This is a genomic window from Paenarthrobacter sp. 10N417, assembly GCF_056394745.1.
Window position 1 is genome coordinate 24724 of the sequence record NZ_JBFTIL010000011.1, and the last position, 25422, is coordinate 50145.

A 25422-nucleotide genomic window follows, 5' to 3' on the forward strand; every position below is an offset into this window, starting at 1 on the left:
AACACGTCATCCCAACCCGTCGTACCCAGAAAAGGATTCAACCCCATGACCATGACAAACGAGCAGGCCGCATGGTTTGCAGAAACGTTCGAGAAGCTCGTTGCCAACGTGGGCCAGGCCGTTCTGGGCAAGGACCACGTGATCCGGCTGACCTTCACGGCGATGCTGGCTGAAGGCCATGTCCTGTTTGAAGATGCGCCGGGTACCGGCAAGACCTCGCTGGCCCGTGCCTTGGCTGCGACAGTGCAGGGTTCCCACAACCGCATCCAGTTCACTCCGGACCTCCTGCCTTCGGACGTCACGGGTGTGACCATCTATGACCAGAAGACCCAGAAATTCGAGTTCCACAAGGGCCCTGTCTTCAACAACATCGTCCTGGCTGATGAGATCAACCGTGCCTCCCCGAAGACCCAGTCGGCGTTGCTGGAGGTCATGGAAGAATCACGCGTCACCGTGGATGGCACCACGTACGAGGCAGGCCGTCCGTTCATGGTCCTTGCTACGCAGAACCCGATTGAACAGGCAGGTACCTACCGGCTGCCGGAGGCACAGTTGGACCGCTTCCTGATCAAAACATCCATAGGTTACCCGGACCACGCCTCCACCGTGAGGCTCCTGGGCGGGGCCAACCTGAAGGACCGTTCCAAGGACCTCACTCCCATCATCACCACCCAGGCTGTGGCTGACATGGCGGACCTCGCCGCCACCACCCATGTGGACACTGCAGTGCTGGAGTACATTTCACGGCTCTGCGAAGAGACGCGCAACGCTTCCGAGACCCGCCTTGGCGTCTCCGTCCGTGGTGCTTTGGCCATGGTGCGCGCCGCGAAGGTTTGGGCCGCCGGACAGGGACGCAACTTTGTCCTTCCGGACGACATCAAGGAACTTGCCCCCGTGGTCTGGACGCACCGTTTGGTGATGGATCCCGAGGCCGAATTCTCGGGCGCGACGCCTGAGGTCGTGCTCACTCGTGTCCTGGCCGAGGTGGCGGCCCCGCAGCAACGCGCGAGCGCATAGGGCTGTGCGAACGCTTAACAAAGTAGCCAGTGCATTGCAGCGCAAACCCGGCATCCAGAAGCCTGGCATACTCCATCCCTCGGCCGTATGGGCTGAAGCAGTGGGAACAGCAGGCGAGTTCGTCGCACCAGCATGGGCCAGGGTGCGGGAGCTCTGGCTTCGCTTCGCCTGGCCTGTCCTTTCCGTGGTGAGTGTGCTCGGCTGGGTGGTCCTTGCTGCGGCTATTGGGCTGTGGATCGCCGGGCAGGCCTGGGGTTGGCAGGAGGCGAAGTCTGCCGCGATGGTTGCTTTCCTGCTGTTTGTGTTGGCTGTTGGCTTCATCGTCGGCCGCTCGGCGTACGGCGTGGTCCTGGATCTGGCCCGCACCCGTGTGGCAGTGGGGGACGACGCAGTGGGCAGCATCTCCGTGTCCAACGTTTCGGCCAGGCCGCTGTTGCCTGCTGCCTTGGAGTTGCCGGTGGGCGCCGCGACCGCTGTCTTCCACTTGCCCCGCATGAAGCCGGCCCAGGTACATGAGGACCTTTTCACCATTCCGACGGCGCGGCGTGCTGTGATTGTTGTCGGTCCCGTACGATCCGTGCGTGCTGATCCGCTCCATCTCCTGCGGCGGCGCGTGCTCTGGACTGAGCCAGTGGACCTTTTCGTCCACCCGCGCACAGTACCGTTGGGAGGCTCGGCTGCCGGATTCATCCGCGACCTTGAAGGCATGCCCACCACTGAACTTTCCAGCGCCGATGTGTCCTTTCACGCATTGCGTGACTACGTTCCCGGGGACGATCGCCGCCACATTCACTGGAAGACAACGGCCCGCACCAACAAACTGATGGTCCGGCAATTCGAGGAAACGCGCCGCGCGCACCTGGCTATTTCGCTCTCCATCAACACCGACGAGTACGATTCCGAACCCGAATTCGAAATGGCCATTTCCGTTGCCGCGTCGATCGGCCGGCAAGCCATCCGGGAGCAGCGTGAGCTGGACGTCCTGACCCAAAAGGGACCGCTCCGCTGTGAAACGGGCCGCAACCTGCTGGACGACATGACCAGGATTGTGGGGGCGCCGCTTCGGAAGACCGCCGTCGACCTCGCCCGGAACCTCTCGGATACCGTTCCCAACGCATCGGTCGTGTTCTTCGTGGTCGGGAGCCACGTCACGGCAACGCAGCTTCGCACCGCGGCCGCGTCCGTTCCGCCGGGCGTTCGGAGCCTGGCCGTCCGCGTGCAACCTGGAGCGGCGCCGTCGAGGGCCAACATTGCAGACCTGACGGTCCTCACAGTTGGCGACCTCGATGACCTGGCAATCGTGCTGAGAAAGGCGGCAGCATGAGCACCGCACCAAATCTTCGCGCGCGCCGCAGGGACACCAACCGCAGGGACACCAGCAGTGGCGCCAGGCGTGCCAACGCACGCTCGGTATTCGCCGACGGCCGGCCCCTGTGGCATTTTGCAGTGGACTCCGGCGCCCTGGTGGTCCTGCTGTTCCTGGGCGTGCTTGGCTTCAGCCTGAGCTTCGGTGGCGACCCGCGTTACATCATCGCGGGCCTGGGCGGCATTTTCCTGGGGCTCGGTATCGCGATCCTGAACGCGCATCTCCGTTTGGGACTGCTGATCACCTCCGCACTGGGTTTCGGTGCGTACATGCTGTTCGGTTCGGCGTTGGCTGTGCCGGACTCAGCCGTCCTCGGGGTCCTGCCGAGCCTCGACTCGCTGCGGACCTTGCTCCTGGGCATCGTCTTTGCGTGGAAGGACATGCTCACGGTCGGCGTGCCGGTGGGAACAGCCAATGGCATGCTCATTGTGCCGTTCCTCAGTTCAATGATCACCGCGCTGGCCGCGGGTTTGTTGACCTGGCGGCTGAAGAGTCCGTACTGGCCGCTGTTGCCGGTGCTGGTCCTTTTCGTCACCGGCATCGCCTTCAGTACCAGCGCGGGCTTCCTTAATGTGGAGCGCGGCATTTCGCTGACTATTGTCTCGATCCTCTGGGCGACGTTCCGCCGTGACGCACTCCGGCAGAGCAGCACCAAGACCGTTTCGGCCAACAGGGCTGAGTCCGACGCCGGTGCTGCCCGCCGCGGGAAGCTTCGCCGCCTGGGGACTGCTGCTGTCGTGGTGGTCGCCGCCGTCGGAATCACGGCAGTCGCTTCGCCTTTGGTGACTGCCAGCGACGACCGGAAGGTACTGCGCAACACGATCGTTCCGCCGTTCGACCCCCGCGACTACATCACCCCGCTTGCCAGCTTTCGGAATTTCGTGAAGGACGAGAAAGACCAGACGCTGTTTACTGTGAAAGGTCTACCCAAGGACGCACGCGTGCGACTGGCGGCGCTGGATGCCTTTAACGGCCTGAACTACACCATGGATCCCAACAGTTCCGGGAACTTCAGCAAGGTGGGGGATGCCCGTTCGCTGAACACGCTGGCCGACACGGGAAGCCCTGTAGCCGGAACCAATTACACGCTGGAAATCAGCATCGAGGACTACCAGGGGTACTTTGTCCCGGGCGGCCGCCACACCACAGGTATGAGCTTCCTGCAGAGCTCCGGGGCGGCGTCCGGCCTGTACTTCAATGCCGGCACCGATACGGCAGTGACCACGAAGGGCCTGGCAAAGGGCGACAACTACACAGTCCAGGTTTCTGATCCGGGAACTCTTGAACATGGCCAGCTGACGCAGTACGACTTCGCCAAGCTCACGTTGCCCGAAGCCCAGGAAGTACCGCCGATCGTCGCCTCGCAGGCAAACGAGCTCTCGGCTGACGCTCCCACGGCAATCGACCGGGTGCGGCAGATCGAAGCCCATTTCCAGAAGAGCGGGGCGTTCAGCAACGGACTGGTGGCTGACGGCCAGTTGCCTAGCTTGCCTGGTCACAGTGCGGCACGTGTTCGCAGCCTGCTCTCCGCCAAGCAAATGCTGGGCGATGACGAACAGTACGCCGTCGCGATGTCACTCATGCTGCGCCACCTGGGCATCCCTTCGCGCGTTGTCATGGGGTTCTATCCGGATCCCAAGAGCCCGGAAAACGGTGCAGGGGACGTCAAGATCCTGGGCAAGGACGTGCACGCCTGGGTGGAAGTGGCCTTCGACCGCGTCGGTTGGGTATCGTTCGATCCCACTCCGCCCAAAGACAACATCCCGATCCCGCCGGACCCGGAGAACAAATCCAAGCCCAAGCCTCAGGTGCTACAGCCGCCGCCCCCGCCGCAGGAGCCCGCGGACCTCCCACCGGACTCCACCCCGGATGCCCTGGATGCTGATGAGAAGAAAAACAACCCGTGGCTGTTCTGGGGGCCGCTGCTTGCCGCGATCGGCGTGGCAATGATTCCGCTGGGGATTCTCGCCGTGCCGCTGCTGCTGATACTTCTGCTGAAATCACGACGCCGGAAAGCACGTTTTCGTGATGGCCACCCCGCCCAGCGGGTCGGCGGTGGGTGGAACGAGGTGTTGAGCCTTGCCACTGACATGGGCGCCTCGATCGACACCAAGTCCACGCGGCGGGAATCGGCTACTGTCATCGCCGATGCCTTCCCTGTTACAGGGACGACCACCACGATGTTGGCGCACAGGGCTGACGCCGCGGTTTTCGGGGCGGGGCAACCCAGCGAGGAAGAAGTCAAGGAGTACTGGGAGATCGTGGATTCCTCGCTTGAGGACATCACCGGAAGCGTTGGTTTCTGGAAACGGCAGCAGGCCCGGTTCTCGCCGAGGTCGTTGCTTTCCGATGGCAGGGCCGCGCTGCGCCGGCGGGAACAGACACCCCCGGCCCCCACGAAGGGTGGCATGTTCACCGCGGGCAACCTGTTCAAGAAAAAGGGCAGCATTGATGAGCAGTGAAGCTGAGCTGTGCCCGGCCTGCAAACACCCGGTCCGCCCCGGCGCAGCTTTTTGTACTCATTGCGGATCGCCGCTGACCAATCGTGGAGCCCGGAAGGAACGCAACGTCAACCGTGCCCAGGCTGCGGCCCTTGATTTCGCAACCCGGCAAGGCCTGCCTGATCCCGGTAGTATCTCGGTAGTGCCGGCGTCAACAGCACCGATGCAGCCGGGACGTGAAGCAGCTGCAAACGTACATCCGGGGCCAGGGGGAGGGACCACAATGACTGCACAGCTCGAGCTGGTGCCGGCATCCGCAGGAAAACGACTGGGTGCGGCAGTGCTGGACTGGTTGGGACCTGTTGCCGTCCTGGCAACCACGTTCGCACTTGGCATCGCGGGCATCACCCAAAGCCGGCGGAACGGCTTCATCGTCTACGACACCTCCCTGCTGGTCCTCTTGGGGAGCATCGGCCTCGGTGTCACAGTTCTGTACGTGTTTGTGCTGCTCGGAATCGAAGCCCGGTCCGGAAACACCATCGGTAATCAACTGATGGGCATCCGCAGCTCCGATGCCGATGGCTACGCACCGGGCGCCGGCGTGGTTTTTGTCCGTGGCCTTCTCACAGGCGGACTCCTTCTGCTCGGGACAATCCTGGGTGCTGTGCTGTTGGGCCTTGGCTTGCTTGGGTTGGTCCTGTGGATCACCCTCCCTCTCATGGTCCTTGGTGCGGTTTGGGCCCTCCTGGTGGTTGTTTCCAATGCCTGGGACAGGAACGGCAAGCTACGTGGCTGGCATGACAAGGCAGCGAAGTCCTTGGTGTTCGACGTCCACGCGGGCCGCAATCCGGTCGCTACTGGAGGGATCCAGGGGCCCTACAGCTTCGCGCCCGTGGAGCTACCGCCCGTGCAGCCAGTGGTGTCACCCATGCCATCAATGTCCAGGGCAACCGCAATGGCAAACCCGGTTCCAGCCCCAATGCCAAAGCCAGCTCCCGTTGCCCATGCCCACCCGGACGACGACGTCGAGCGGACGCAGATGCGCCCCGGAAATGCCCGGGCGGAGGCCGTGCTCCGCATCCGTGTTGACGACGGCCAGGACGTCGAGCTGGGTGGTACCGTCCTTGTTGGCCGCAATCCCGCACCCCACCCTGGGGAAGCTGCGGAGCAGTTGTTGGCCGTCTCGGATCCTGGAAGGTCCATCTCCAAGACCCACTTGCACCTCCGGGTTGATCGAGATGGAGTGTGGGTTACAGACCGCAACTCAACCAATGGCAGCGCTGTCACTACCCCCGATGGCCTCCAGACCCGGCTTCAGCCCGGGGAAGCAGTTTTCGTCAGACCCGGTTCCATCGTTCACTTCGGGGACCGTTCCTTCCACCTAGGACAAGCATGAACTCACAGCCGGCCAGCCCCGCCGACGCCAACGCCGCTGGATCCGCCTTCCAACTCAGCTACGGATACGGCACGGACCGCGGACTGCGTCGCGAGCTGAACGAGGACTCCTTCATAGCTTCGGATCCCGTCTTCGCGGTGGCCGATGGCATGGGAGGCCATGAGGCAGGCGAGATCGCCAGTGGCGTGTGTGTGCGGACCCTGGGCAGTTCCCCTGTCCTCGCGGCAGGGGTCCGTTCGGCTTCGGCGGCGGACTTGCAGGAGTGCCTGTTGAAGGCCGACGCCAGCATCCGCGAAGCCACGGGAGGGCGTGCGGGCACCACGCTCTCCGGCGTCGTGGTGGTGGAACAAATGGGCGTGCCCTATTGGCTGGTCATGAACATCGGGGATTCCCGGACGTATCGCCTCAGCCAAGGGAATTTCGCCCAGATCAGCGTTGACCATTCAGAAGTCCAGGAGTTGGTGGACTCCGGTGACATCACAGCCGAGCAGGCTGCCGTTCACCCCCGCAGGCATGTGGTCACACGCGCTTTGGGCACTGGCGACGAAACCGAGGCGGACTTCTGGTTGCTGCCCATCCAGGAGGGGGACAGGATCATGGTCTGCTCCGATGGGTTGAACGGCGAACTGGGGGATGACCACCTGTTCCGCATCCTCAGCACCGTGGCCCATCCGCAGGACGCAGTTGATGCGTTGATCCAGGCTGCACTGCGCAGTGGCGGACGGGACAACGTCACGGTGATTGTGGTTGACGCCAAGAACGTCCTTAACGACGCCGGCATCGCCACCACCGCGCCACGCCCGGAGACCGAATCCGAGGTGGAGGAGGACACTCTCCCCAGGGCCTGGGTGACAGGAACTGACCAGGAGGAGGGCCTGGATGGAAAGCAGTAACAACCCGCCCCACGCCCGATACCAGCGCGGAGACTGGTTCGGGGTCGTCCGTCAGGGCACTGTGGTGCTGCTCGGCCCGGATACGTCGCCTGCCCTGATCGATTCCGTGTGGGAGCTTCTCGCGTCCGCGCCCGAAGCCCATGAGGTCCTCCACGAAGTGACCGAGGCTTTCGGAGTTTCCCTTAGTCGCATCCCGCCCTTTGGCATCATCGACTCCAAAGACGCCCTGCGCGTGTTCCTTCGCGGCGACCTCGAACTCGTTGTGAAAATGTCCGCGGGGGAAGAGGTGCTCTCTGGACGCGACGTGACCACCTGGACGGAGCGCCGGCTCACCGCGGCTGATTCGTACAGCCTGCGGATAGGCTCAAACCCTGGTAAAACCTCGACGCCGGATGGCAGCTTGCCGCTGGAGGAGGGCGTGGTTCTGCTTGCCTCCCTCGTGGTGGTGCTCCAACCCGCCACTGTGAAGGTTCCGGGGCTGGCAGTGGTTTCCGATGAAACCATGATTGGCTACGCCGATGCGGACCTCGGTCTGACCATCGCGCCCGGACATTCCGAAGGTCACCTGCAGCCGGAACAGCCCGAAAGTCATGTTGAGCCGGAGAGTCCCGAACAGCCCGAAAGCGCTGAAGAATCCTCGGGCGTTGGCGTTCACACCAGCACCACGGATCCCATAGTTCCTTCGCTGGAGACCACCACCAACTATGACCACCTGTGGGACAAGACGGTCATGCGCAACATCGAAGACGCAGCTGTGCGCGTGGACGACGAATCTGACGCTCACGATGCTCCGGCGGCCCATACGCCTGCGCCACAAACTCCGGCACCAGAAGTTCGGGCACCAGAAACTCCAGCACCAGAATCTCCGGCGTTAGAAAGACCCACGTCAGCATCGGCATCAAGTCCTGGGCATGTGCCTGCACTGATCGAGTCCGTTCCCTGGCTGCGAAGCCCTGGCGAAGTACCCGCCTCTGATGGACAGTCCGAATCGATAGCTCAGCCACAATCCCCTCCCGCTTCAGCGAATGGCAACCGGCCTGCGCCTCAGGTTCCGGCGGGATGGGAGTCGGCCCCGGCGGGTTTGACGTCGATGCCCGCGCTTCCACCCACCATGCCAACCAACAGCATGCCAACCAACAGCATGCCAACGAACAGCGCGCCAGTGGGCAACCTGCCTTTGGACGGTGTCCCCGCAGAGGGCGATGCTGATCATGACGGGCAGACGATCATGAAGAGCAGCATCGTCAGCCAGGACGCACAAGGTGCTGTGCCCGGGGTTGCACCGAAGGATGCCGCGGCTGGCAATGGTCCCAGCGTTTTAGCACGGGTGTGCTCCCAAGGTCATGCCAACCCGCCTACGTACTCCCAATGCGCTACGTGTGGTTCCGCCCTATCCGGTGATTCCCTCCAGGTCCCGCGTCCCCGCTTGGGCAGGATGCGGTTATCCACGGGTGAACTGATCGACTTGGATCAGTCGCTCATTATTGGGAGGCAGCCGTCAGTATCCCGCGTCCAAGGCGGCACGATGCCCAAGTTGTTGCAGGTGGAGAGCCCCGGCGGGGACATTTCCCGCTCACATGTCGAGGTTCGCTTGGAGGGTTGGCACGTCATGCTGTGCGACCTCAAAGCGACGAACGGAACCGTGCTCATTAGAGAAGGCCAAGCACCCCGCCGACTCGCCCAAAACGAGATGGCCATCCTTTTGGACGGCGACATCGCTGAACTGGGCGACGACATTTCATTGCGTTTCGAGGAGATTCTTTGAGTTCCAAGAGGCCCCCCGCGCCGCCTCCACCCATCCCCGGTTTCAAGTACGTCAGCCTGCTGGGCTCCGGTGGCTTCTCTGACGTGTACCTGTACGAGCAGGACAGGCCGCGCCGTAAAGTAGCCGTCAAGGTGCTGCTGTCCGACTTGAAGACCGAGGGCGCGCGCCGCCGATTCGAGTCCGAAGCGAATCTGATGGCGCAGTTGTCCTCGCACCCGTACATCGTGACGATTTTCGAAGCGGAAATCACGGAGAGCGGCCATTCCTACCTGGCCATGGAGTACTGCTCCCGGCCCAGCCTCGATGTCCGCTACCGCCATCAGCGCTTCAGTGTGGATGAGGTCCTTGCCGTCGGCATCCAGGTGGCATCCGCCGTCGAGACCGCCCACAGGGCCGGCATCGTGCATCGGGACATCAAGCCCGCCAACATCCTGGTCACCGACTACAACCGTCCCGCCCTCACCGACTTCGGCATTTCCGCAACCATCGGGGCCGATACCGAGGACGACGCCGGAATGTCCATCCCGTGRTCACCGCCGGAGCAATTCCGCGGCGGGGCAGTTGATGGCGTTCCGGTGGACATTTGGGCGCTTGGTGCCACGCTGTACACGCTCCTTGCGGGTCGTTCACCGTTTGTTCTTCCCGGCCAGGACAACTCGCAGCGGGAACTGATCTCCCGCATCACCAATTCGCCCCTGCCAAGGCTCGGCCGTGCCGACGTTCCAGAGTCCCTGGAACTCGTCCTGTCCACGTCAATGGCGAAGTCCCCGGAATCCCGCTATTCGTCGGCCCACGCTTTTGCCTTGGCGTTGCAGCGGATCCAGACTGAGCTGAACCTGTCCGTGACGCCCTTCGAGGTGCTTGAAGAACCGGGTCACGGGGACGAGCAACACCCTGACGACAACTTCGAGGAAACACGTGTCCGCAGCATCGCCTCGATCGATCCGGACGCGTCGGGAACTGCTACCACTGGCTCGGCTCCCACGTTCCCGGCACGGACCTTCCCGTCTACCGTTCCCAGTGCCACCCAGGCTCCAGCACAGCCTGGCCAGGCCCACGCCCAGTCAAACCCGGCCCAGCAAACCCCGCCGCAGTTCCACGTGCCAATCAGGGAATACCGACAGGCCGGGGAACCGGCGGTGGCGGAGTCGACGGTTCTCCGCGGCTGGCAGCCTTCGCGTCCGCAGGACGACGTAGGCGCAACGGTCCGGCGGTCGAAGGCACCTGCCGGCGCATCGCCAGCGTCCCAAGACGATGCGCCCGCTCTGGACCATGGCAAGCGCAATCTCTGGCTGGCGGCGACCGGTGCCACGGTTTTGGTGGTCGCCATTGTGGTTGGCGTGGTCCTGGGTGCCCAGGCGCAGCCGAAAGTGGTCCCCACGGAGACCTCAAGCAAGCAGCCCGTCGACGCCTTGGGCGATGGTGGGGTTCCTGACGTGGAAGGCTTGGTCGGCAAGCGCAGGGCGGACAAGCCCGACTTCGCCGATTTCGAGTGGAAGAACCCGCAGCCCAAGAAGGGCGACACGTACAAATGGCGATACAAGACAGCCGTCCTCGACGGTGAATACAGCAGTTCCGAAGTGGAACCCCATGCACTGGCCTACGGTACGGAATCGCCTCTTTGCATCCAAGTGCTGATAGTACGTGCTGACGGCAGTGCCTCGTCCGGAGGACAGGGATCCATTGCCTGCGTGGATTAGCAGGAGTCACATGAAGCTCATTTACGGCCATCTGAGGAGGCACAGATCATGGGGGATCTAGCAATAGATTTCTGTGGCGAATGGTACGAACCATCCGACGAAGACGTCTTTGACATCGGTCGGGAAGGCGACCTGGAGGTCGACGACAACCCGTACCTGCACCGGCGCTTTTTGCAGATTGCACGCTATGACGGCATGTGGTGGCTCAGCAATGTAGGCAGCATGCTCTCGGCGACCGTCGCGGACGGATCGGGCGGGATGCAGGCCTGGCTGGCTCCGGGCGCCCGGATTCCGCTCGTTTTCAGCCACACCAACGTGATCTTCACCGCCGGGCCTACCACTTATGAGTTCGCCGTGCATCTGAAGACGCCGTCCTTCCGGCATGAAGCCAGGGATGAGGACCAAGCGGGGGACACCACCATCGGGCCGGTGGTCTTTACCGACTCGCAGAAAGCACTGATCGTCGCCCTCGCCGAGCCCATGCTGCGGCGGGATGGCACCGGCTTCAGCGCCATCCCGTCGTCGGCGGAGGCGGCCAAGAGGCTGGGGTGGGCCCTGACCCGCTTCAACCGCAAGCTGGACAACGTCTGCGGCAAATTGGATCGCGTGGGCGTCGTGGGCCTGCGTGGTGGCGTGGGCAAACTCGCTACCAACCGCCGTGCCCGCCTGGTGGAGCACGCCGTGACCTCACACTTGGTGACAGCCGCGGACCTGTACCTTCTGGAAACCATGTCGGGAGCAGACGAAGCATGAAGTTCCGCTTGACCTTGCGGCGAGACCCCGCGGAAGCAAAGGACCTCGCCGTTACGGTGGATGGTCGCGCCACCGTGGCGGACATCGCCACCGAACTTTGGACCGCCGACCCCGCACGCAAGGGGACCGAACCGCCGTCGAACCTGTCCATCAGCGTGGACGAAGCGTTCGTGGGCGGAGGGCTTTCAGGCCATGTCCTCAGGCCCTCGGATAATCTGCTCGAGTCCGGGCTGCGGCCAGGCTCCAAGGTTTCGCTCGCGCAGGTGAGCGAGCAGTTCGCCTCGAACGGCAACGGCGGTACCAACGGCCAAAACCGCGGACCAGCAGCGGCGACCCTGCGCGTTATGTCAGGGCCCGACGTCGGACGCGAATTTTCGCTGCCATTCGGCACCAGCTACATTGGCCGGGACAGGGACGCCGACATCCGTCTCTCGGATCCGCTGACGTCCAAGCGCCACGCGCGCATCACCGTTGGCGAGACCGTGGAGATCGTGGACACGAACTCGGCCAACGGACTCCTCATGGAGGGTTTGCCAGTCACTCGGGCAACCCTTGAATCCTCGGATAYGGTGACCCTGGGCGATACCACCGTGGGAGTTGTGTCACTGTCGCGGAACCATGGAGGCGGTCCGTCATCGCCGCTGGTCGACTTCAACCGCTCGCCTCGTGTGCTGCCGAGATTTGAATCTCCCAAGCGTGTGCCGCCAGCTGGCCCCAAACGTCCCGAACACCAACCCTTCCCGTACATCATGTTGATCGCACCGCTGCTGATGGGTGGCGTTCTTTTCGCATTCACCCAGAACCTGCTCTCGGTGCTTTTCATGGCCATGATGCCGCTGTTCATCGTTGGCCACTATGTGGACCACAAGATGCAGAGCAAGCGCCAGGCGAAAGAAGGCCATAAGCAGTTCCAGGCTTCCATGCTTGCGTTCCGCGAGGACATTGACCGGCAACAGAACATTGAACGGGCCGTGCGGCTTCAGGAAGCGCCATCCGTCAGCGATACCGTGGATGCCATCTACAAACTTGGCCCGCTCCTGTGGACCAACCGGCCTGAGCATCAGCATTTCCTTGGCGTCCGGTTCGGACTCGGATCTTCGCCGTCGCGGATTCAGTTCGAAGAACCCGGCGCCAACGAAACCGAACCCCGGTACATGAGGGAAATCCAGGAATGCCTGCAGCAGGTCCGCGTCATTGATGGCGTGCCGATCGTGTCCCAGCTGCGCACTTCGGGTTCGTTCGGAGTGGCAGGGGACCGCAGCGTGGTGGACGATGTCGCCCGGGGCATGGTGCTTCAGTTGGTGGGCCTCCACTCGCCCGCGGAGGTGGTGTTGACTGCACTGACCTCGGCCCGCTCGCGTGAGCGTTGGGACTGGTTGCAGTGGCTCCCGCACGTTGGTTCCGGCCACAGCCCGCTCTCCGGCGACCATCTGGCCGCCGGCCCTGCTGCTGGTGCCTCGCTGCTCTCGCGCCTGGAAGACCTCGTGGAGCAGCGCGAGGCCCAGGCCACAGAGCCCGGTCCGCAGCCACGCCCCGCGCTCAAGGACGAGCACGAAGAGATTCCCGGCCCCGTTGTACCTGCTGTCCTGGTAGTTGTTGAGGACGATGCGCCTGTGGACCGGGGACGGCTGACGCGGCTGGTGGAACGCGGCCCGGACTTCGGGGTGCACGTCATGTGGGTGGCAGCGAATGTGCAGTCCCTGCCTGCTGCTTGCCGGGACTTCCTCTCCGTCGACGGCGATCACGGCACCACTACCGGCCAGGTCCGCCTTGGCCGCCACACCTACCCGGTGAGTTGCGAAAGTCTCGACGCCGGTCTCGCCACGCAGCTGGCGCGCATGATGTCGCCGCTGGTAGACGTCGGAAATCCGCTCGAGGACGATTCGGACCTCCCGCGTGCTGTTTCCTACGCCACCTTGATCGGCAAGGAACTGATGGACAACCCGCAGGCCGTGGCCGAGCGCTGGCAGGAGAACAATTCAGTCCATGCCACGGCCGTGCCCAACCGCAAGGACAACGGAAGCCTGCGTGCCTTGGTGGGCTCCAAGGGCGTTGAACCGTTCTACCTGGACCTCAAGAACGAAGGACCACACGCGCTGGTGGGCGGAACTACTGGCGCGGGCAAATCAGAGTTCCTTCAGTCATGGGTGATGGGAATGGCAGCGGCCTACAGCCCGGACCGCGTCAGCTTCCTGTTCGTGGACTACAAGGGTGGTGCTGCCTTTGCGGACTGCCTGCACCTGCCCCACACCGTGGGGCTCGTCACCGACTTGTCTCCGCACCTGGTACGCAGGGCCCTGACCTCGTTGCGGGCCGAACTTCACTATCGTGAACGCCTCCTGAACCGCAAAAAGGCCAAGGACCTGCTGGCGCTACAGCGGGAAGCAGACCCCGAAGCGTCGCCGTACCTCATCATCATCGTGGACGAATTCGCGGCGCTGGCCACCGAGGTTCCTGAGTTCGTTGACGGCGTGGTGGACGTTGCTGCCCGTGGACGTTCTCTGGGGCTGCACCTGATCCTGGCCACCCAGCGCCCTGCGGGCGTCATCAAGGACAACCTGCGGGCAAACACGAACCTCCGCGTTGCGTTGCGCATGGCAGATGAAGTGGATGCGGTGGACATTCTTGGGGTCCCCACGGCAGCCTACTTCGATCCTTCCATTCCAGGCCGCGGTGCTGCGAAGACCGGGCCAGGCCGCATCCAGGGCTTCCAGACCGGATATGCCGGTGGCTGGACCACCGAGAAGCCACAGCGCCCACGGATCGACATCGTGGAGATGGCCTTCGGATCCGGTCCCTCCTGGGAACCACCTCCTGCCACAGCTGTGGAGGAAGAACCCGCAGGCCCCAACGACATCGCCAGAATGACCGGCAACATCATCCGGGCGGCGGACTTCCTTGCGATTGAACCACCACGCAAGCCGTGGCTGAACGAACTCGCCATGACCTACGACTTCTCCAAATTGCCAAACCCACGCACGGACGAGCGACTCCTGCTGGGCGTGGCCGATGACCCCGCGCACCAGGACCAGCCCACCGTGTTCTATGAACCGGACAAGGACGGCAACATGGCCGTCTACGGTACGGGTGGTTCGGGCAAGTCAGCAGCGTTGCGCGGAATTGCCATCGCCGCCGCCGTCACGCCTCGTGGTGGTCCCGTCCACGTGTACGGTGTCGATTGCGGTTCTTCAGGTTTGAAGATGCTGGATGGACTTCCGCACGTGGGTGAGGTCATCAACGGCGACGACGTCGAGCGGGTTGGACGCCTTCTGCGTTGGCTCAAAGAGGTGGCCGATGACCGCGCTACGCGGTTCGCCGAGGTCCGGGCTTCCACCATTGTTGAATACCGGCAACTCGCAAACCGTCCGGACGAAAAGCGCATCTTCATCCTGGTGGACGGTATGTCCGCCTTCCGTGAAGGCTATGAGTACAGCAACCTGTCCGCACTCTGGGACATCTTCCTGCAGTTGGCCACCGACGGACGTCCCCTGGGTATCCACCTGGTTGTGAGCGGTGACCGAACCAACTCTGTTCCGGCGTCGCTCCTTGCCTCGATCCAAAAGCGTTTGGTCCTGCGTCTTAGCTCCGAAGACGACTACATGACGCTCGATGTGCCCAAGGACGTCCTCAACGCAGCCTCGCCTCCCGGCCGCGGTTTGCTCGATGGCCTGGAAGTCCAGCTGGCCGTGCTGGGTGGCAACTCGAACCTGGCGCTGCAGGCCCGCGAAGTGTCCAAACTCAGCCAGGCCATGGTGCGCCAGGGCCTGGAGCAGGCACCACAGATCCAGCGGCTTCCGGAACTCGTGGATTTGGATATCCTGCCCACCGGTGCCCCGGACACTCCTGTTATTGGTGTGGACGACGAGACCTTGGGTTCGGCCACCATCGCTGCCAAGGGTTCTCTCCTGCTCGCTGGGCCGCCTGGTGCCGGACGCACAGTTGCCTTGGTCACGTTGGCATACGCCCTGCGGCGGTCCAACCCGCGGACAGACCTTATCTACATCGGCTCCCGCCGCTCTGCGGTTGCCTCACTGAACATCTGGAGCAGGTCCCTTGTGGGGCCGGACGAGGTCTCGGACGTGGTGGATGACCTCATCGACAAAGCAACGGACAACCCCGGCAGCATGGYCATCTTCATCGAGGGCCTGACGGAGTTCACGGACACGTTGGCGGAATCGGGCGTGGGGCGGTTGGTCACGGCTGCCATCAAGGCCGATCAGTGGGTGGTAGGTGAGTCCGAAACGTCCACATGGTCCCAGGCATGGTCCTTGGCACAGCCCTTCAAGTCGGGCAGGCGCGGACTGTTGCTCAACCCTGGAGATGTGGAAGGGGATACCCTCCTGAACACCTCGCTGGGCCGGATCAGCAAGGACTTCATCCCTGGCCGCGGTTACATCGTGGGACGTGGAAAGGTACGCAAGCTGCAGATTGCCATGCCGCCGGAGAACCGCAGCTAGGAGTCGGCGGGCATGTGCTCTCATCCTGACGGGTCAATAATGTCCGTGGGTTGCGGCAAGATAGACCTGTGAGCACACCAGAGAATCCAGATCCGGTCCGCACCACAACCCAGGTTGCCGATGCGGCCTTAGTCGCAGAAGAGGGAACACCTCCTTCGGAGAGCCTGCGGGATGAGTACGAGCAACTTGCCGATCTTGTGCGCAAGTACCGGTATGCCTATTACCAAGAGGACGCGCCCACGGTTTCCGACGCCGAGTTCGATGAACTCTACCGTCGCCTGGAAGAAATCGAAGCGCTGCACCCGGAACTCGTCTCCAACGACTCACCCACGCAGGAAGTCGGCGGCGAAGTCTCTGCCGCCTTCACCGCCGTCGCGCATCTACAGCGGATGTACAGCCTGGACGACGTCTTTTCCCTCGAAGAACTCGAGGCCTGGGTACGCAAGGCTGAAGCTTCAGTGGCCAGACTCGGGGACAGCGTCCCGCCCATTGCCTGGCTGACCGAGCTGAAGATCGATGGACTCGCCGTCAACCTGCTGTACAGGGACGGAAAATTGGTGCGCGCGGCCACCCGCGGTGATGGCACAACCGGTGAGGACATCACGCACAACGTCCTCACCATCAAGGAGATCCCGCGTCAGCTCAGCGGCTCGGGTTATCCCTCGGAAGTTGAAATCCGTGGGGAAGTATTCATTCCTTCCAAGGCCTTCGTTGAGTTTAATGAAGCCCTGGTTGCCGCTGGCAAAGCGCCCCTCGCCAATCCACGCAATGCGGCCGCGGGCTCGCTCCGCCAGAAGGACCCGGCTGAAACAGCAAAGCGGCCACTGAGCATGTTCGTTCACGGCATCGGCGCCCGGGAAGGCTTGGATGCCAAGAGCCAATCCGAAACCTACAAGCTGCTGGCCGACTGGGGGTTGCCTGTCAGCCCTTACTTCAAGGTCCTGGATTCCTTTGAGGGCGTCCTGGAATTCATCGCGCATTACGGCGAGCACCGGCACGACCTCCTTCACGAAATCGATGGCATCGTGGTCAAAATAGACGACTTCGCCACACAACGTGCCCTCGGCTACACCTCCCGCGTTCCCAGATGGGCCGCCGCCTACAAGTACCCGCCGGAGGAAGTCCACACCAAACTGTTGGACATCCTCGTCAATGTGGGCCGTACCGGGCGCGTCACGCCATTCGGCCTGATGGAGCCCGTGAAGGTTGCTGGTTCCACCGTGGGGATGGCCACTCTGCACAACCAGGATGTGGTCAAGGCCAAGGGCGTGATGATCGGGGACATCGTCATTCTCCGCAAGGCCGGGGATGTCATTCCCGAGATCGTTGGACCTGTACTGGCGCTGCGTGACCAACAGGATCCACCCGTCCGCGAATTCGTGATGCCCACCGAGTGCCCATCCTGCGGTACCCCGCTGGCACCGGCGAAAGAAAGCGATGTGGACATCCGTTGCCCCAACGCCAAGTCCTGCCCGTCACAGCTGCGTGAGCGTGTTTTCCATCTGGCTGGCCGCGGTGCGTTTGATATCGAGGCCTTGGGCTGGGAAGCGGCAATCGCCTTGACCCAGCCGGCAGAGCCGGAGACTCCTCCATTGACCAGCGAAGCCGGGCTGTTCTCGTTGAAGCGTGAGGATCTGGCCAATGTCATGATCCGCCGGGAGAAGAGGTCCAAGGGCGTTGGCACGGGCCAGTATGAGCTTGTTCCGTACTTCTACTCAAGGGGGACGGCCAAGTCGCCATCGAAGCCAACGGCAACCACGGAAAAACTCTTTGCCGAGCTGGAGAAAGCGAAGAAGCAGCCCCTGTGGCGTGTCCTTGTGGCATTGTCCATTCGCCATGTGGGACCCACTGCTTCCCGGGCCCTCGCAACGGCGTTTGGCAGCATGGACGCGATTCGAAATGCCACTGAAGATCAGCTTGCGCATGTGGACGGCGTTGGACCTACCATCGCGGCGGCACTGAAGGAATGGTTCGCCGTGGACTGGCACAACGAGATCGTGGACAGCTGGGCAGCCGCGGGTGTGCGGATGGAAGACGAACGCGATACCAGCATGCCGCGAACCCTTGAGGGCCTCACTATCGTGGTCACGGGGACGCTGCCCAACTTCAGCCGGGACGAGACCAAGGAAGCCATCATCATCCGTGGCGGGAAGGCCTCCGGATCGGTGTCCAAGAACACCAGCTACCTGGTGGCGGGTGAAAGTGCTGGCACCAAGTTGGATAAAGCCGAGCAGCTCGGTGTTCCGATATTGGATGAGGATGGCTTCCGCGAGCTGTTGGCGAATGGCCCGGCAAAGGCCGACACTGACGTTGACCCCGAGGCCCAGTCCGACGCCGAAACCGACGCTGACGCCGCCGAGACCGTGAAAGTAGAAGCCGAATGACCGGCGCTGTTCAGCTGCTGGAGATTGCGAAACGTGCTGCTGCTGCGGGCGCGGCTGTCCTGTCCCGGAGATCTGCCGCGGGGACAGGCGGCTTGGGGTTGGGAATATCCAACAAAGGCGATGCCGGCGACTGGGTGACCGAGTTCGATATCGCGGCCGAGAACGCAGTCCGCGAGGCTATCCTGGCGGCACGGCCCAACGACGCCATCACGGGCGAGGAGCACGGTACCACGCGGCCCGAGCAAGCCTCGGGTTACCGCTGGTCCATTGATCCCCTTGATGGCACCACCAACTTCATCCGCAACATCGTCTATTACGCCACGTCAGTGGCCGTGGCAGATGCCGACGGCGTCTGGCTGGCCGGCGTAGTTCACGCGCCGGCCTTGGGCCGCGTCTATTCGGCGGCTCGAGGGGAGGGCGCCTGGTTGGAAGTCGCGGGGGAGACCAGCCGGCTGGCTGGCCCCGTTCCCGGACGGACCGGCCTCATCCTTGCCACAGGATTCAGCTACGATCCCGATACCCGCGCCAATCAAGCGGAAGGCCTCGCTGAACTGATGAACGGCTTCGCGGATGTTCGAAGACTGGGTTCCGCGGCTTTGGATCTATGCCTGGTGGCAGATGGCACTTATGACGCCTTCGGGGAGCGGGGACTGAACGAACATGATTTCTCCGCCGGTGCCCTGATTGCCGAAGAAGCGGGCTGTTGGGTGCGCAGGCCACGGCTTGAGAGCCCACTCGACGGCGGTCCAACCATCGAGGATCGCTTGGCCGCGTGGACGTGCGCAGGGGCCCTGGAACTGTCCGGCAAATTTCCCCTGTGACCCTCTTGTACCCGTGAACGGCATCCCGTCCCCGTGATCAAGACCCTTGCGATCGCCAACTACCGCTCCATCCGCGATCTCGCGGTTGAGCTGCATGGCCTTGACGTGGTCACAGGGGCCAACGGCAGCGGCAAATCCTCCCTGTACCGTGCACTGCGCTTGCTGGCCGAATGCGCCGGGGGCGATTCCGGAAACGTGGTGGGATCCTTGGCCAGGGATGGCGGACTGGCGTCCACACTCTGGGCCGGTCCTGAATCAATCAGCGAGGCAATGCGGCGTGGCGAAGTTCCGGTCCAAGGCACGGTGCGCAGGGACTCCGTCAACCTGAAGCTGGGCTATTCCGGGGACGACTTCGGCTACCTTGTGGACTTGGGGATGCCCGTGTCCAGTGGAGCCGGATTCGACCAGGAAACAGGGAAGCCTCGTCCTTCTGCCTTTAGCTTGGATCCCGAGATCAAGCGCGAGCAGATCTTTTCCGGAGCAGTGGCAAGGCCAGGTTCCCTGTTGGTGGATCGCAAAGGAAGCCTTGCGAAGCTCCGGGGACCTGACGGGGACTGGACTGAACTTTCGCGGCGGCTGGACACCTTCCAGAGCATGTTGACGGAAGTATCGGACCAGGACCGGGCTCCAGAAGTACTGCGGGTCCGGGACTCCGTGCGTTCCTGGCGGTTCTACGATCACTTCCGGACAGATGCCGAAGCCCCCGCCCGGCAGGCGCAACTCGGCACACGCACCCCCGTGCTGCACCACAGCGGAAAGGACCTGGCTGCGGCGCTGCAGACCCTGCGCGAAGTGGGATTTGAGCGGCAGCTGGATGCCGCCGTCGATCACGCCTTTCCGGGAAGCCGCCTCGGGATTGCCGTGAGCGACGGCCGCTTCAGTGTGGAGTTGCGGCAGCCTGGCATGCTGCGGCCCATGAAGGCAGCCGAACTCTCGGATGGAACTTTGCGGTTCCTCCTGTTGACCGCCGCACTGCTCACTCCGCGCCCACCGGAATTGATGGTCCTCAACGAACCGGAGACGAGCCTCCACGTAGATCTGATGCCGGCACTGGCTGGACTCATCGTCCAAGCCAGTACCAACAGCCAGATGATCGTGGTGACCCACTCCGAAGCGCTGCTCAGGGCGCTCCGGGAAAGTGGAGCGGCCCACGAGCACGAGCTCTATAAGGACTTGGGCGAGACCAGGATCAAGGGACTCGGTTCCTTGGAAGGCCCGTTGTGGAGTTGGCCCAAGCGCTGACAGCTACAGCCGGGCTTTACCGTAAGGTCATCAGAACGCCGAGCCGATGGAGGTGAGCTTCTGCGCCGCAGAGCCTGCAAAGCGGTTCGCAGGCCGTGCAAGTCCGTAGTGCCCGCGCAGCGTCGACGCCGTGTATTCGGTGCGGAAGAGGCCACGCTGCTGGAGGATCGGCACCACCTGGTCCACGAAGATCTCCAAACCGGAGGGGAGAACCGGCGGCATGATGTTGAAACCGTCGGCTGCGCCAGCTATGAACCAGTCCTGGATGGCGTCGGCTACCTGCTCGGGTGTCCCGGAGAAGGTGCGGTGGCCACGCCCGCCACCCAAGCGACCGATCAGCTGCCGCACTGTGAGCTGCTCGCGACGGGCAAGCTCCACGATCAGCGTGTAGCGGCTCTTCGCACCCTCGATGTCGTCTTCGGCGGGAAGGTCTGCCGGCAGCTGCTGGTCCAGGGGCAGGTCCTGGGGCGCCACACGCAGGGTCTTCGCCAACTGCTCCCGGGCATACTCGGGCTTGATCAGCTCATCGAGTTCGCGCTCAAGCTCCAGCGCTTCTGCCTCGGTGGAACCAATCACCGGGACGATGCCCGGCAGGATCTTGATGCCTTCGGGATCCCGTCCGGCGGCCAAGGTGCGGGCCTTAAGATCGGCGTAGAAAGCCTGGGCATCCTCCAATGTCTGATGGGCGGTGAAGACTGCCTCGGCGTATTGGGCGGCGAGCTTCTTGCCGTCCTCCGAGGAGCCGGCCTGCACGATCAGCGGATGGCCTTGTGGGGAACGGGGGACGTTCAGCGGGCCGCGGACGCGGAAGTGCTTGCCTTCGTGCTCAATGGCGCGGATCTTGTGGGCATCTCCCCACACACCCTCGGCCTTGTCAGCGAGCACTGCGTCATCCTCCCAGCTGTCCCACAGTTTCTGGGCTACGTCGATGAACTCGGCCGCCCTCTCGTAGCGAACCGCGTGTGCTGGCTGGTCGTCGACGCCGAAATTGCGCGCGGCATCCGGTCCCGCCGTTGTGACGACGTTCCAACCGGCGCGGCCCCCGCTCACCCAGTCCACCGAAGCGAAGCGGCGTGCCAGGTTGAAGGGGTCGTTGTAAGTGGTGGAGGCAGTGGCGATCAGGCCGATCTTCTCTGTGGCGGCGGCGATGGCGGTCAGCAGCACGGTTGGTTCCAGCTTGCCGGCAGGGCGACGGCCCACCTCGCCGAAGAGGACAGGGGAGTCTGCGAAGAAGATGGAGTCCAGCTTCCCGCGTTCGGCCGTGCGGGCCAGGTGCTGATAGTGCTCCACCTTGGTGGAGGCGAAAGGATCACTTTTGGGCAGGCGCCACGAGGCTTCGTGGTGGCCGGTGCTCATCAGGAAGGCGTTGAGGTGGAGTTGGCGTGGTGGCGTGGACATAAGGTTCTCCTTGTTTTTGCTGAGGGGTTGGGGGTCCGGTGAGGGCTGCGTGTGGCAACTCAAACACGGTCCCAGCACCCTTCGCCAGCTCTTCGACACGTGCCCGCAACACCGGGAAACCGGGCTTCACAGCACGCCATAGGACTCAATCAAGCGCCACAGAAGGCAACAGAAAAGCAGCCCGGCGATACCCGGCCTCATCCACATGACGCAACAATCCGCCGTCGGGAATTCAGCGCCGGACTGATAGTTCGGTCACGGAAAGGGCTGTTTGGCGTTTGGTGCCGTGACCGCGCCACTACCATTGATAAGTGCATTCGTCGATTACTGTCCGTCCAGCCCTGCCCGAAGACTATGACGACGTGGCCCGCATCACGCAGGATTCATACGTCGCCGCGGGGTACTACGGCAGTGCCGACCACCCGTACCTGCGTCAACTCCAGGACGTGGCAGCGCGCGCGGAGCACGCCGAGATCTTCGTCGCTGAACGGAACGGCCAGGTGATCGGTTCCGTCACGGCAGCACCAGCGGGTGGCGGTTTCTCTGACATCGGCCTGGACGACGAACTGGAACTGCGCACCCTCGTGGTAGATCCCGCAGTGCAGCGTTCTGGCGCCGGCCGGGCTTTGGTGCAGGCCGTCGTCGAACAAGCCAAGGCGATGGACGGCATCGGTGCTGTGTCCCTCACCACCGGAGCCACGTGGGAAAGTGCCAATGCCCTCTACGCCCGGACCGGTTTTGCCCGCGCTCCGCACCGCGACTGGTTCGTCCCCGGCACCGACATAAAGCTGTTCGTTTACAGGCTGGACCTCGCGTAGTCATAAAGTTTCCTTTCGTAAACCCCGTCACGTTTCGTATACCCGGGACGGGCACGGCGATCAGGAAAGGCGCGGCATGCGCAAGACATATGGCACGGGTTCCGTTTGGGAACAGACCCTTGGATACTCCCGCGCGGTCCAGGTGGACAACACACTCTTCATTTCTGCCACGGCGGCCAGTGGGCCTGACGGCATTGTGGGCGATGACTTCTACTCGCAGACCAAATACATCCTCGAGAAGCTCGGAGCGGTCCTGGAAGAAGCCGGTTTCTCCTACGAGGACGTCGTTCAGTCCAAGCTGTACCTGACGGATATCAGCAAGTGGGAAGACGCAGGCCGCGCCCACGGCGAGGTTTTCGGCGAGATTCGTCCCACCCTTGCCTTGGTGCACGTGCTGCCGTTCCTGGATTCCAAGATGCTGGTGGAGATCGAGCTCGTCGCGCAGAAGTCCCGCGTAGTTCACCCAACTGCGACCTACTTGGGCTAGCCCGGAATGCCGTAGCGGTGTTCCGGGCGGCCCGTGCTTCCGTAGCGTAATTGGATTTCGACGGCGCCGTCGTCGGCAAGCGAGGACAGGTACCTCTGCGCGGTCGCCCGGGAAACGCCCACCCGGTCTGCGACTTCCGCCGCTGAGTACTGTTCGCCAGGAAGCAGCGATTCCAGGACAGCGGCTTCGGTTGCCGAGCGTGGCTTTTGTGTGGGCGTCACGTCGCCTGGGATCAATGCCCGTTTGGCACGTTCAATGGTGGTCTGGTCAACACCCGTTTGCTGCCCAAGGATCCGGCGATACCGTGCATAGGACCTCAACTGCTGTGACAAGGATTCCGCGGTGAAGGGCTTCAACAAGTACCCCAGGGCGCCGCGCCGCATGGCAACCCTGATGGACGGGGCGTCAGAGGCCGCTGTCAACATAATCGCATCGATGTCCAGCTGGCCCAGCAAATCGAGTCCTGAACCGTCAGGCAGGTAAACGTCCAGCAACAACAAGTCAGGGCGGAGGCTGTGAATCGCCTGCAGCGCCTGGGACACCGAACCGGCCGGAGCGAGCGCCATGAATCCGGCCACCGAGTCCACGTAGGCTGCATGCAGTCTGGCAACGTGGAAATCATCATCCACAATGAGCACCCTCAAATCCTCAGCCACTGCTGTCCTCCCGCATTGTCGTACCGGCTTCAGCGCCGCCGTCGGCCGTTCGCCCCATTACGCCCGGTATTGTCGCCATGAAGACGGCTCCCGGGCCGCCTTTCCTGCCGGTCTCCAAGACACGTACGTCGCCACCTCTGTGCCGGGCCAACTGCCGCACCAAAGCCAAGCCCAAACCTTGTCCGGCGCCCGGGCGTACCGGTTGTTCCGACGTCGTGAATCCTTCGGTGAAGACTTCCTCGGGTTCCAGGCCACCCAAACCGTCCCCGGAATCGCCGACGACGATGTGCAGCGTTCCACTGTCCTGGCCGGCATCGTCCAGTAACTCAAGTTCTACCCAGCGCTCCGTAGCGGAACCGGCGACGGCGGCACTCACGGCGTTGTCGATCAGGTTGCCGAGCACTGTGGTGACATCCTGCGGATCGGCGACGTGTCCACGGACCAGCGTTTCCGGCCCGATTCGGAGCGCCACTCCGCGTTCTGAGGCCTCCACGCTCTTGGCGCCGACGAAAGCCTGCAAGTACGTGTCCTGAAGGAGTTCCGCCTGCTCCACAGGGAACTTCAGGGGACCGGTGGCGGAGAGCCTTGCCAGGTATTCCTTGGCCTGTTCGTGTTGGCCGATGCTCATGAAGCCGGCAATGGTGTGGAGCTGGTTGGCGAATTCGTGGCGCTGGGCGCGCAGGGCGGTGGACATGGTTCCCACCGCGTCCAACTGTCGGGTCAGTTGCTGCAGTTCGGTGCGGTCGCGGAGCATGACTACCCAGCCGAGGTCTTCCTTGCGGTGCCAGGCTTTTCGGGCGCTGGCCACCAGGACTCGTCCTCCTGCTACCAGTTCCACGGCTTCGGCGTCACGGGCTGCCGGTTGGGTGAGCTGCTTGAGTTGCCCGGGAACGTTGGCTGTGGCCCAGTCCTGACCGGTGGCGTCGGGCAGGTCCAGGAGCCTGGCGGCAGCTGCGTTGAACACGGAGATGCGTCCGTCCGCGGCGATCCCGATCACGCCCTCGTCCACGCCTTGGAGCACTGCCACTTGGTCGTGGACGAGAGTGCTGATTTCCTCAGGTTCCAAGCCCAACGTGAGCCGTTGCAGGCGGCGCCGGAGCAGGAATGAAGCGAGGACGCCCGCCAGGAGTGCCCCTCCGGCGGTCAGGGCGATGGGCACAATGTCCCGTGCCAGGCTCTTGCTGAGGGACTCCATGGAGTAGCCCACGCTGACTTCACCCACGATCGTGCCAGCGGTTGCAACGCCGCCGGACGAGGGCGAGTACACCGGCACCTTGGCCCCCGCCGATGGACCCAAAGTGCCGGTGTTGCGGGTGGTGATTTCCTGGCCGGCCAATGCTACGGAGGGATCTGTGCTCACGCGYTCACCGAGCCGCGCAATTTCCGGGTGGGCCAAACGGAGCCCGGTTTCATCCGTGATGACCACGAAGAGGGCCCCAGTGCGGATCCGGGCTGCTTCTGCCGCTGCCTGCAAGGGGCCAGCGGCCAGGACGCTGGCCGGCGGCGTTCCTTCTTCTTTGCTGATGGCCTGGACGTCTTCCCTGATATCGGGATCCGCCGCAACTGTGCGGGCGAGGGTGAGTGCTTGGTTTTCGGCTTCGTCGCCGATCCGTTCGTAGACCAGCCACGCGTGGACGGCACCGCTCAGGAGCACTACAAGCAGAACTACCCCCAGTTGGAGAAGGAGCGTCTGGGTGGAGAAACGCATACTGACCCTGGTAAAGCGCGGCACCGTTAGTCCTTTCCTCCAGCTCCATTGAAGCACTGAGCACAATGCGCAAAACGCTCGCAATGATCAGTATTCCCAACAATTCCCGGAAACCCCAGC

At 63.2% G+C, this 25422-nt stretch carries 17 protein-coding genes; 14 read left to right on the forward strand and 3 right to left on the reverse strand.

Translation table 11 applies throughout. The annotated features are described in order from the left end of the window. The first annotated feature begins 45 nt into the window (after positions 1-45). The 12 genes from AC1DCM_RS14605 (at position 46) to AC1DCM_RS14660 (ending at position 20235) form a co-directional block, all read left to right on the forward strand. Positions 46-1017 (forward strand): AAA family ATPase, encoded by a 972-nt coding sequence (locus tag AC1DCM_RS14605; protein ID WP_416417455.1) that lies wholly within the window; start codon positions 46-48, stop codon positions 1015-1017. A gap of 34 nt (positions 1018-1051) precedes the next feature. Next, complete coding sequence (locus AC1DCM_RS14610) at positions 1052-2341, forward strand: DUF58 domain-containing protein (RefSeq protein WP_477518785.1); 1290 nt, start codon at positions 1052-1054, stop codon at positions 2339-2341. Next, a complete protein-coding gene (locus AC1DCM_RS14615) occupies positions 2338-4845 on the forward strand; it encodes a transglutaminase TgpA family protein (protein ID WP_477518786.1) in 2508 nt (835 codons plus the stop codon). Before AC1DCM_RS14610 ends, AC1DCM_RS14615 begins: the two co-directional genes overlap by 4 nt. After that, entirely contained in the window at positions 4835-6220 is a 1386-nt protein-coding gene (locus AC1DCM_RS14620) for an RDD family protein (RefSeq protein WP_477518787.1), read from the forward strand. Before AC1DCM_RS14615 ends, AC1DCM_RS14620 begins: the two co-directional genes overlap by 11 nt. Continuing rightward, on the forward strand, positions 6217-7113 hold the full coding sequence (locus tag AC1DCM_RS14625; RefSeq protein ID WP_477518788.1) for a PP2C family protein-serine/threonine phosphatase: 897 nt from the start codon (positions 6217-6219) through the stop codon (positions 7111-7113). The genes AC1DCM_RS14620 and AC1DCM_RS14625 overlap by 4 nt, the downstream gene beginning before the upstream one ends. Then, entirely contained in the window at positions 7100-8878 is a 1779-nt protein-coding gene (locus AC1DCM_RS14630; RefSeq protein WP_477518789.1) for an FHA domain-containing protein, read from the forward strand. The genes AC1DCM_RS14625 and AC1DCM_RS14630 overlap by 14 nt, the downstream gene beginning before the upstream one ends. Continuing rightward, the gene (locus AC1DCM_RS14635; protein WP_477518790.1) at positions 8875-10578 is read left to right on the forward strand and encodes a serine/threonine protein kinase; all 1704 of its coding nucleotides are present in this window, start codon (positions 8875-8877) and stop codon (positions 10576-10578) included. The genes AC1DCM_RS14630 and AC1DCM_RS14635 overlap by 4 nt, the downstream gene beginning before the upstream one ends. Positions 10579-10626: 48 nt before the next feature. Next, positions 10627-11331: a hypothetical protein gene (locus tag AC1DCM_RS14640; protein WP_477518791.1), complete on the forward strand. Its 705-nt coding sequence runs from the start codon at positions 10627-10629 to the stop codon at positions 11329-11331. Next, positions 11328-15788 carry an FtsK/SpoIIIE domain-containing protein gene (locus AC1DCM_RS14645; protein WP_477518792.1) on the forward strand — a complete coding sequence of 1487 codons (4461 nt, stop codon included), beginning with the start codon at positions 11328-11330 and terminating at the stop codon, positions 15786-15788. The genes AC1DCM_RS14640 and AC1DCM_RS14645 overlap by 4 nt, the downstream gene beginning before the upstream one ends. Positions 15789-15856: 68 nt before the next feature. Beyond that, complete coding sequence (gene ligA / locus AC1DCM_RS14650) at positions 15857-18172, forward strand: NAD-dependent DNA ligase LigA (RefSeq protein ID WP_477518793.1); 2316 nt, start codon at positions 15857-15859, stop codon at positions 18170-18172. Continuing rightward, positions 18169-18993, forward strand: coding sequence for an inositol monophosphatase family protein (locus AC1DCM_RS14655; RefSeq protein WP_477518794.1), 825 nt, complete (start codon positions 18169-18171; stop codon positions 18991-18993). Before ligA ends, AC1DCM_RS14655 begins: the two co-directional genes overlap by 4 nt. A gap of 33 nt (positions 18994-19026) precedes the next feature. Continuing rightward, entirely contained in the window at positions 19027-20235 is a 1209-nt protein-coding gene (locus tag AC1DCM_RS14660; protein WP_477518795.1) for an AAA family ATPase, read from the forward strand. A 30-nt stretch (positions 20236-20265) separates the two neighbouring features. Here AC1DCM_RS14660 and AC1DCM_RS14665 read toward each other — a convergent pair whose 3' ends face one another. Next, positions 20266-21633: an LLM class flavin-dependent oxidoreductase gene (locus AC1DCM_RS14665; RefSeq protein WP_477518796.1), complete on the reverse strand. Its 1368-nt coding sequence runs from the start codon at positions 21631-21633 to the stop codon at positions 20266-20268. A gap of 311 nt (positions 21634-21944) precedes the next feature. On the opposite strand from AC1DCM_RS14665, the gene AC1DCM_RS14670 reads away from it, so the two are divergent. Both AC1DCM_RS14670 and AC1DCM_RS14675 read left to right on the forward strand, forming a co-directional pair. Beyond that, entirely contained in the window at positions 21945-22451 is a 507-nt protein-coding gene (locus AC1DCM_RS14670; protein WP_477518797.1) for a GNAT family N-acetyltransferase, read from the forward strand. A 76-nt stretch (positions 22452-22527) separates the two neighbouring features. Further along, positions 22528-22938 (forward strand): RidA family protein, encoded by a 411-nt coding sequence (locus AC1DCM_RS14675; RefSeq protein WP_477518798.1) that lies wholly within the window; start codon positions 22528-22530, stop codon positions 22936-22938. Here the strand turns inward: AC1DCM_RS14675 and AC1DCM_RS14680 are convergent. Further along, on the reverse strand, positions 22935-23594 hold the full coding sequence (locus AC1DCM_RS14680; protein WP_442016957.1) for a response regulator: 660 nt from the start codon (positions 23592-23594) through the stop codon (positions 22935-22937). The genes AC1DCM_RS14675 and AC1DCM_RS14680 overlap by 4 nt on opposite strands. Continuing rightward, positions 23587-25302 (reverse strand): sensor histidine kinase, encoded by a 1716-nt coding sequence (locus tag AC1DCM_RS14685; RefSeq protein ID WP_477518834.1) that lies wholly within the window; start codon positions 25300-25302, stop codon positions 23587-23589. Before AC1DCM_RS14685 ends, AC1DCM_RS14680 begins: the two co-directional genes overlap by 8 nt. Positions 25303-25422: the final 120 nt, after the last annotated feature.